Here is a 9,490-nt window from a genome sequence, read left to right as displayed (position 1 = left end):
GTCGACGGCACCAGCGGCGAACGCACCGATCGCAGTGATAATGCATTCACGGGTCGTGCGGCCTTGCTGTACCAGTCGAAGTGGGGGCTTTCGCCGTATGTCTCGTATAGCGAAGGGTTCAACCCGAGCGCCTATACGCCGTTCAACGGCGATGTGGCCAAACCGGTTGAAAGCCACCAGTACGAAGCTGGCCTGAAGTATCAGCCGCCGGGCGTCGATGCGATGTTCACCCTGGCGGTCTATGACCTGACCCAGGAAAACGTACAGCAGCGTTTTCAGGTGAGTCCTGCACGCTTCGATAGCGTAGGCGACGTCGAATCCCAGGGCATCGAGCTGTCGGCACGCGCGGATATTACCGATCGACTCAACGTGCTCGCCTCGTATTCGCACAGCAACGTGGAATACGCAGACAACTTCCCGGATCTGGGCGTGATTAAAGGCAATACGTTCACCCGTACGCCGGACGATCTCGCCTCCGCCTGGGCCAAGTACGAGTTGACACCGGCCATCGATGTGGGCGCGGGCGTGCGTTACGTCGGCGAAAGCTATGCGGATACCGCGAACGAGCTGACCGTCCCCGACTACACCCTGGCCGACGCCATGGTCAGCGTGAAGCTGGGCGAGTTCGCGCCGTCGCTGGACGGCGCCACCCTGCGGCTGAATGCCAACAACGTGTTCGACAAGGAATACGTCGAGGCCTGCTTCAGCCCCAACAACTGCTACTACGGCTATGCCCGCGAGGTGATTGCCACGCTGGATTATCAGTTCTAGAAAAAACGCGTTCGGCCCGTCGCGACAGCGACGGGCCGCCGACGCATCGAAATAAAAGCGAGGGGAAGGAGTTCGTGCACGGGCGTGTATGAACGCAGTGCGTTTTTATCTCGACAAGGAGGGCCGCGCCATGCGCACCTCGAACGAAGCCGCAACCCGGCAAGCCGACACACCCGAGGATTTCGACGACATCGCCCGCCGGGCGCAGTTATTCAACGAACACAATCTCGACCTCTATCGCGATCAGGTCGAGCAGGCCGCCGATGCGGTCGCGGCCGCCGTGCGGCGCGCCAGACAGGTGCATAGCGGGGTCAGCCCCAGCGAACTCGCGCCCGATTTCGAAGCCGTGGATCTGGACCAGCCCAGCGGCGACATGGCCGAAGCACTGGCCGAGCTGCGCCCGCTCTATCTCGACCATGCGGTGTATTTCCACCATCCGCGCTATGCGGCGCATCTGAACTGTCCGGTGCTGGTGCCCTCGATCGCGGCCGAGGTGGTGCTCAGCGCCATCAACTCCTCGCTGGATACCTGGGACCAGAGCGCGGGCGGCACATTCATCGAACAAAAGCTCATTGCCTGGACGGCCGCTCGTGCCGGTCTGGGCGAGGGCGCCGACGGCGTTTTCACCAGCGGCGGCACCCAGTCGAACCTGATGGCCATGCTGCTCATGCGCGACGCCTGGTGCGCACGCCAATACGGTCATGGCGCCGTGCAGAAGCAGGGCCTGCCGGCCGCGGCGTCGAAGTTGCGGGTATTCGTGTCCGAAGTCAGCCATTTCAGCCTGTCCAAGGCCGCGGCGCTACTCGGTCTGGGCCACGATGCGGTAGTGGGCGTGGCCTGCGACCAAGCCAGGCGGATGGATATCGCGGCCTTGAAGAGCGCGATCGCCGACTGTCGGGCCGCGGGCGATATCCCCATCGCCGTGGCCGCTACCTGTGGCACCACCGACTTCGGCAGTATCGACGACATGGATGCGATTGCGGCGGTTTGCCGTAACGAGCATCTCTGGATGCACGTCGACGCGGCCTACGGTTGCGGCCTGCTGGTCTCGAACCGGCACGGCCATAAATGCGCCGGCATCGAGAACGCCGATTCGTTGACCGTGGACTACCACAAGTCGTTCTTCCAGCCGGTCAGCTGCAGTGCGTTCATCGTAAAGAATGGCGCCAACCTGGGCCTGATTACCCACCACGCGGACTATCTGAATCCGGCCGAAGCAGCGGCTGCCGGCACGCCCGACCAGGTCAACAAATCGCTGCAGACCACCAAGCGTTTCGATGCGCTCAAGCTTTGGCTCACCCTGCGTACCCTCGGGGCGGCCACGATCGGCGCGGCGTTCGACGGCGCGGTGGCGCTGGCCCGTGCGACCTACGAACTCATGCTTGCCGAGCCGCGACTGGAACTGTTGCACCGCCCTGAACTCAGCACGATCGTGTTTCGTTACCGGCCGTGCCTGACCACCTCCGAAGCCGAGCTGGATACGCTAAACGCGTCGATTCGTTCGCAGCTGGCCCGCGACGGCGAGGCCATGATCGCGGCCACCAAGGTCGATGGGCGCCGCTATCTGAAGTTCACGCTGCTCAATCCGGCCACCACGGTCGAGCAGATGGGCGAAATCGTCGATCTGATTCTGGCCTATGGCATGGCGATCGAGCGCAGCACGCCGTCGCCGGCTTCAGCGCTTGCCCAGACGCCGGCCGCAGCCGCAAACGAACGGGTGCGCCGTCATGGATAAGCCAGACTATAAGCGCGACAACCGCATCCACGACGTGGCCGGTATCGGGATCGGCCCGTTCAATCTCGGCCTGGCCGCGCTTGCCGCGCCTATCGATGAACTCGACACGGTCTTCATCGACGAAAACGAACGCTTCGACTGGCATCCGGGCCTGCTGTTGGAAGGCGCGACCCTGCAGACGCCGTTCATGGCCGATCTGGTCACGCTCGCCGACCCGACCAGCGATTACAGCTTTCTCAACTACCTCAAGCACACCGGGCGGATCTACGCGTTCTATATTCGCGAGAACTTCTTCATGCTCAGGGCCGAATACAACCAGTATTGCCGCTGGGTCGCCGAGCGTCTGGATAACCTCGTCTTCGCCACGCGGGTGGTGGCCACCGACTACGACGACGCCAACGCCTGCTACGTGCTCACCCTCGAGGACACCGCCAGCGGCGAGCGCCGCGAGCTGCGCGCCCGCGCGCTGGTGCTGGGCAGCGGCCCGAGTATGTACGTGCCGGAGTGCTGTCGCGATCTGGGCCAGCACGCGATCCATGCCTGCGAATTCGGCCCGGCCAGCGAGCGCCTTCAGGTCAGCGATTCGATCACCGTGGTGGGCAGTGGCCAGAGCGCAGCCGAGGTCTTTCATGCGCTGCTGCTCGAGCAGGAACGCCACGGCTACCGGCTGGACTGGTTCACCCGCTCGCCGCGCTTCTTTGCGCTGAACTACGACAAGCTCACCCTGGAAATGACCTCGCCGGAGTATGTGGACTATTTCCATGGCCTGTCCGAGCACCGGCGGCACAAGCTCGGCGAGGAACACAAGGCGCTCTACAAGGGCATCGACGAATCGCTGATCAACGCCATCTACGATCTCATGTACGAGCGCGATGTTGCCGGCACGCTCGACGTCGGCCTGCAGGCCAACGTGGAGCTACGCGCTGCTCGCAATACCGCCGATGGCCGTGGCATCGAGCTGGACTTCTTCCAGCACGAGCAGGGCGCCGGCTTTACCCATCGCAGCGAGAGCGTTGTGCTGGCCACCGGCTTTGCCTATCGCGTGCCGGACTATATCCACGGCATTGCCGATCGCATCCGCTGGGATGCCCAGGGGCGCTTCGACGCGTCGCGCTACTACGCGGTGGACCACGACAACGCCGAGATTTTCGTCCAGAACGCCGAAATCCATACCCACGGTTTCGTGACCCCCGATCTGGGCATGGCCTGTTATCGCAACGCCTGCATCCTGCGGGCGCTGACCGGCGTCGAGCATTACCCGATCGAGCAGCGCATCGCCTTCCAGCATTTCGCGGTCGATACGCCCGACGCGCCGGCCGCAGGTCGACGCCGTGCCCCCGCGTGAGGGGCGCACGTCGGCCGACTTCGATCTTTCAACTTCCACCAAGGAAAGCTGCGTGAGCGATACCCCCGTTCTTCAGGCACGCGTGATCCCCGGTATCGGCGAACTGGCGATCACGCCCTTCGATATCGAGCGCCATGTGCCCACCGCCCATGCCTGGCTGCGTAGTGACCATGCCCGCTTCTGGGGCATGCAGTCGCTGGATGCGCAGCAGGTTCGCGACTACTTCACCGAGCTGGCTGCATCGCCCGATTTCGATGCCTTCATCGGCCTGCACGACGATCGACCGATGTTTCTGATGGAGCGCTATGCGCCAGCGGCCGAGGCTATCGGCGAGCACTACGAGGTAGAGCCCGGCGATGTCGGCATGCATGTGCTGGTGGCACGCGCCGAACAGCGTATTCCCGGCTTCACCTGGGCCGTGTTCGTTCAGATCATGGATTTTCTGTTCAGCGACGCCCGCGTCGAGCGGGTGGTGGTCGAGCCGGACGTCACCAACGAGGCCATTCATCCAATCAACCGTCGGGCGGGCTTTGTCTATCACCGACAGGTCGAGCTACCCGGCAAGACCGCCTGGTTCGCCAGCTGTACGCGTGCCGACTACGCGCACGCGCTCGAAGATTATCTGACCAAGGATTTCGCCTGATGACCCGTATGCCCATGACTGCGACCGAACAGGCCATCGTCCATCTCGATGCCGACACCTGGGCCGCCGCCAATGCCCGTATGGTCACCAAGATGCTCAGCGAATTCAGCCATGAATTGCTGATCACGCCGGCGCGCGCGAGCGCTGACGCCGACGTCTATACGCTGTCCCTGGAGCAGGGGGTGCAGTATCGGTTCGCCGCACGGCTGCTCGAACTCGAGCACTGGCATATCGAACCCGGCACTCTGGAAAAGACCGTCGACGGCGTGCCCGTCGCGGTGGATGCGGTCACGCTGATCACCGAACTGCGCGACGTGCTCGGCATCGGCCCGGCGGCGCTGCCGATCTATCTGGAAGAAATCACCGCCACGCTCTACAGCATCGCCTACAAGATCGCCCACGGCGGGCCAGCGGCTGCCGATTTCGTCGACGGCGACTTTCAGCGTATCGAAGCGGCGATGACCGAAGGCCACCCCGCGTTCGTCGCCAACAGCGGACGTATCGGCTTCGACAGCGTGGACTATCGCGCCTATACGCCGGAAGCCGCGGCGCCCATTCGGCTCGTCTGGGTCGCGGTCCATCGCAGCCGGGCCGAGTTCGCCTGCAGCGCGGACCGCAGCTATGCCGAACATATGGCCGCCGAGCTGGACGCGGCCACCCATGACGCCTTCACCGCGCGCCTGACCGACCGCGGCCTGGACGCAGCCGACTATCGCTTCATGCCCGTGCATCCATGGCAGTGGCACAACAAGCTGGTCTATCTGTTCGCCGGCGAAATTGCCACCGGGCATCTCGTGCATCTGGGTTTCGGCCAGGATACCTATCAGGCCCAGCAGTCGATTCGTACCCTGTTCAACCGCGATAATCCGGCGCGCTGCTACGTGAAGATGGCGCTATCGATCCTCAACATGGGCTTCACCCGGGGCCTGTCGCCCTACTACATGCGCGGCACGCCCGAAATCAACGACTGGATCGATACGCTCGTACGCGGCGATGCCTACCTGCAGGAGAAAGGCTTTTCCATCCTGCGTGAAGTCGCGTCTATCGGTTACCGGCATCCCCAATTCGAAGCCGCGGCACCCAAGACCGATGCCTACAACAAGATGCTGGCGGCACTGTGGCGGGAAAGCCCGTTCAACCAGATCGAGCCCGGGCAGCGCCTGATGACCATGGCCGCGCTGCTGCATCGCGACGCCGCCGACGCCTCGGTGATCGGCGCGCTCATCGATGCATCACCGCTGGATACGGATGCCTGGCTGGCCCGCTATCTGGATGCCTATATGAGCCCGCTGCTGCATTGCTTCTATGCCCACGACCTGGTGTTCATGCCGCACGGCGAGAACATCATTCTGGTGTTGGAAGACAACGTGCCGGTACGCGCGATCATGAAGGATATCGCCGAAGAGGTGGGCATCATGAACACCGAGGTCGAGCTGCCCGGCGAGGTCGCCCGGCTATCCGTCGAAGTGCCCGAAGAGCTGAAGGTGCTCAGCCTGTTCACCGATCTGTTCGACCTGATCTTTCGTTATATCGGCGCGATTCTGCATACCGAACGCGGCTATCCGCAGGCGAGTTTCTGGCAGCAGGTGGCCAACTGCGTGCGTGCCTATCAGGCCGACCATCCGCAGTTTTCAGAAAAGTTCGAGCGTTACGATCTGTTCGCGCCGGAGTTCAAGCGCTCCTGTCTGAACCGGCTGCAGCTGCGCAACAACGCTCAGATGATCGACCTGGACGACCCGGCAGGCAACCTGCAGTTCGCGGGTACGCTGGCCAATCCGATCGCACGGCCGCCGGCTTAGCCGCCGGCCGGCGAAAACGCGCTAAACGGCTCAGGCCACCCAGGCCTGGGCCGAGTCGCGATCGGCCGCGCGGAAGGTTTCGCATTCGGTATTCGGCGAGAGCTTGTCGATCACCGTGGTGGCGGTACGAATACCTTCCACATCCGAGACCACGGCCAGCTTGTCGAAGCGCTCCCAGTGCTTGATCGCATCCTTGAGCTCGTTGAACGCGGTCGAGGCCGACATGCCGCCCAGCGACTTGATCTCGACATACAGGCGCAGCTTGTCGTGCTTGGCCAGCTGTTCTTCCATCTTGGCGAGCACATTCGAAAAATCGCGGGAATTGATTTCGCCGTCGATTTCAATCGGCACAACGTAATCGACATCGGGCTTGAAAGGGGCAATACGCAGCATGGTTTGTCTCTTGCTCTAGAAATGAGCGGCCACGCTATCAAAGATGTTCTGCGTACCGTTGAGGGTTTGCCTATCAGCGGTGAGCAACGCGGCGTGCGACACTCGGCTTATCCCTCGATCAGTGCCGGTCGTCATGTCCAAAGCTTCTATCTCCCGGCTGACGCTGGGCGCGTTTCGCGACGATATTCAGTCCCGCCCGATGCCCGGCTGTGGCGCGGTGGCCGCCAACGCCGCGGCCGACGGTCTTTCGCTCGTGCTCAAGGGGCTGCGGCTCACCGGCACGAACGATGACGACGGGCCAGGGCAACGCTTGATCGAGCAGGCACAACGGCTGGTAGCGCAGCTCGGCGACTATGCCGACGAAGATATTGCCGCCTTCAAGGCCTATCTGGCCGCGAAAAAGCAGGCCCATGGACACGAGTCGGACACGGCGCTGGACGAGGCCGTGGAACGCATCAATCAGGTGCCGCTGGATACGGCACGCTGCTGTCTCGCTGCACTCGAATACAGCGAGCAGGCCATTGACGAAATCAAGCCCGCCTTGCAAAGCGATGCGCGGGCCGGCGCACAGCTCATCCATGCCGGCCTGTCGATGGTGTTGATCAACGTGGATACCAACATCGACGGGCTCGAAGACGCGGCCGAGCGCCGCCAGCTGGCCGGCCAGCGCGCCTCGCTACAGGCCGAAGCCGACCGGTTGCTTGAGCGTCTGGCTGGCGCTCGCTCGTAGTTGAACGCGCGCCTGCGTGCTTGATGGCTAGGCGTCTCGCGAACGATCAATACGCGCGCGCTTGGCCGCATATTCGGCCAGCGCGCCCCAGTCCTTGTCGCCGTCGCCGTTGGCGATGATCTCGTTGAGGCTGTCGCGCACCACGCCGCCCAGCGGCAGCGGCACCTGGCGGTCGTTGGCGGCCGACAGGGCCAGCCCGACGTCCTTGTTGCCAAGGGTCACCGGCATGTTGGCCGGCTTGTACTTGGATTCGCGAATCAGGCCCGCATAGCTTTGATAGCCCAGGCAGGCGAACAGCGTGTTGGTCACGATATCCAGGAACTTGCCCGTTTCGATGCCGTAGACCTCGCCCAGCGCACAGGCCTCACCCATGGACTCGATCGCCACGGCCAGCATGAAGTTGACCTGGATCTTGACCACGTTCGCCATCTCGGCCGATTCGCCCACCGGCCAGACCTTCTGGCCCATCGTTTCCAACAGCGGGGTCGCGGTATCGATGGCCTGGGTGTCGCCGGCGGCCAGAATATTCAGCTTTGCAGCGGCGGCCACATCCGCACGGCCCATCACCGGCGCCGCCACATAGGTCACGTCGTGTTCGGCATGCAGGGTAGCCATGCGTTTGGCAAAGGGCACCGACACGGTCGCCATGTTCACGTGGATCGCGCCGGGTTTCATCGCCGCCAGCGCGCCGGAGTCGACCACCACCTGTTCGCTGACGGCGTCGTCGGCAAGCATCGAGAATACAACGTCGGCATTCGCCACCGCGGCTTCGGGTGAATCGGCCGTATTCGCGCCCGCCTCGCGCAGCGAATCGAGCGCCGGTTGCGAACGGTTCCAGACGGTCAGATCCGCGCCACCGGCCAGAAGGTTGCGGGCCATGGGCGCGCCCATCGTGCCCAGGCCGAGAAAAGCCGTTTTCATGAATTGCTCCGGGTCATGGTTTCAAGACGCGGCACGATATCATGTGCATAGTGCATGCGTTGGTAGGGCTGCCGTGTTCGACCGCCGACCCGCGCGGCCGGCTAGGTCCCGGCCGCACGCCCGCTTCGGCTGGCAATCGCCACGCCCGCCACGGCCACAGCCATGCCGACAATCTGCAGGGTATTGAGCGTTTCGCCGAACAACAGATAGGCGAGGATCGCGACCACCGGCGGCACCAGATAGAACAGCGAGGCCACGCTGGCCACCGAGCCGCGGCGGATGAGAAACAGCAGCAGCGAAATCGCGCCGACGGACAGCCCCAGCGACGACCACAGCAAGCCGGTCCAGGCCTGCCAGGTCATTTCGAAACGCCCGCTTTCGAGCCACAGCGCGACCGGCACGGTCACGATGGCCGCGCCGATGAATTGCACGGCCGCGTTGGTGCGAATATCGGCGGCCGCGCCGGTGCGTTTCTGCCAGATCGTGCCCAGGGTGATGCCGAGCATGGCCGCAAACACCGCCAGCAGAGGGCCGACGCTGAGTTCGGCCATATCCACGGCCAGGCGCGGTTCGAGTACCAGCACCGCACCGCCAAAGCCCAGTGCGATGCCCACCCATTTGCGGGCGCCCACGGTTTCGCCGAGCAGCGGAAACGCCAGTGCCGCGGTCAGCAGCGGCTGCAGGCCGACCACGAGGGCGGCAACGCCTGCCGGTAGCCCGTCGTTGACCGCCCAGAACACACCGCCCAGATAAATGCCCTGCAACAGCACGCCGGCGATCAACGCGTTGGCCCAGGCCCGCAGGCCGCGTGGCCAGGGCGCACCCACGGCGAGCGCGATGAGCACGAACGCGACGACCGTGAGCGCGTAGCGATAGCACAGAAACGTCAGCGGATCGGAATAGGGCGCGACCAGGCGTGCGGCGATGAAGCCGGTCGACCAGATGAGCACGAAGAACAGGGGCAGGGCACGGGCCAGCATCAGGTCGATCCGGTCAGGGGCTTGGGCGGGAGCAGCGGCAACGGCTTGCGGTCATCAGTCGAGATCGGCGCTGGTGGCCCAGTTGCCCATCAGGTCGTTGCTGGGCTGGTTTTTGTCCAGCAGCTTGTGCGCGGTTTCGACGCCGGCGATGGGCAGGCCGGTGGGGTCGAGCT

The 9,490-nt window shown here is 63.8% G+C and carries 9 protein-coding genes; 6 read left to right on the top strand and 3 right to left on the bottom strand.

Annotation, left to right across the window (positions count from 1 at the left end):
* From ABNU97_RS16105 to ABNU97_RS16085, 5 genes are all read left to right on the top strand, one after another.
* Positions 1 to 771, top strand: a 771-nt coding sequence (locus ABNU97_RS16105) for a TonB-dependent receptor (RefSeq protein ID WP_348767697.1), incomplete at its 5' end; no start/stop codon positions are given.
* Between the two features lie 88 nt (positions 772 to 859).
* The gene (locus ABNU97_RS16100; protein WP_348767696.1) at positions 860 to 2,506 is read left to right on the top strand and encodes an aspartate aminotransferase family protein; all 1,647 of its coding nucleotides are present in this window, start codon (positions 860 to 862) and stop codon (positions 2,504 to 2,506) included.
* Positions 2,499 to 3,851, top strand: coding sequence for a SidA/IucD/PvdA family monooxygenase (locus tag ABNU97_RS16095; RefSeq protein ID WP_348767695.1), 1,353 nt, complete (start codon positions 2,499 to 2,501; stop codon positions 3,849 to 3,851). The genes ABNU97_RS16100 and ABNU97_RS16095 overlap by 8 nt, the downstream gene beginning before the upstream one ends.
* A 52-nt stretch (positions 3,852 to 3,903) precedes the next feature.
* Positions 3,904 to 4,494 carry a GNAT family N-acetyltransferase gene (locus ABNU97_RS16090; protein WP_348767694.1) on the top strand — a complete coding sequence of 197 codons (591 nt, stop codon included), beginning with the start codon at positions 3,904 to 3,906 and terminating at the stop codon, positions 4,492 to 4,494.
* Positions 4,494 to 6,293 (top strand): IucA/IucC family siderophore biosynthesis protein, encoded by a 1,800-nt coding sequence (locus tag ABNU97_RS16085; protein WP_348767693.1) that lies wholly within the window; start codon positions 4,494 to 4,496, stop codon positions 6,291 to 6,293. Before ABNU97_RS16090 ends, ABNU97_RS16085 begins: the two co-directional genes overlap by 1 nt.
* A 30-nt stretch (positions 6,294 to 6,323) precedes the next feature.
* Here ABNU97_RS16085 and ABNU97_RS16080 read toward each other — a convergent pair whose 3' ends face one another.
* Positions 6,324 to 6,686, bottom strand: a complete 363-nt coding sequence (locus ABNU97_RS16080; protein WP_348767692.1) for an STAS/SEC14 domain-containing protein — start codon at positions 6,684 to 6,686, stop codon at positions 6,324 to 6,326.
* A 133-nt stretch (positions 6,687 to 6,819) separates the two neighbouring features.
* Here ABNU97_RS16080 and ABNU97_RS16075 point away from each other — a divergent pair, with 133 nt between their 5' ends.
* Complete coding sequence (locus ABNU97_RS16075) at positions 6,820 to 7,416, top strand: cyclodeaminase/cyclohydrolase family protein (protein ID WP_348767691.1); 597 nt, start codon at positions 6,820 to 6,822, stop codon at positions 7,414 to 7,416.
* A gap of 27 nt (positions 7,417 to 7,443) precedes the next feature.
* Here ABNU97_RS16075 and ABNU97_RS16070 read toward each other — a convergent pair whose 3' ends face one another.
* Entirely contained in the window at positions 7,444 to 8,337 is an 894-nt protein-coding gene (locus tag ABNU97_RS16070; protein WP_348767690.1) for an NAD(P)-dependent oxidoreductase, read from the bottom strand.
* A 101-nt stretch (positions 8,338 to 8,438) separates the two neighbouring features.
* Entirely contained in the window at positions 8,439 to 9,317 is an 879-nt protein-coding gene (locus tag ABNU97_RS16065) for a DMT family transporter (protein WP_348767689.1), read from the bottom strand.
* Between the last annotated feature and the right edge of the window lie 173 nt (positions 9,318 to 9,490).

This window comes from uncultured Salinisphaera sp., assembly GCF_964012375.1.
In the GTDB taxonomy this organism is placed as follows: Bacteria; Pseudomonadota; Gammaproteobacteria; order Nevskiales; family Salinisphaeraceae; genus Salinisphaera.
Note: the sequence above shows the minus strand (reverse complement) of the source record. Positions and strands in the feature narration are given on the sequence as shown.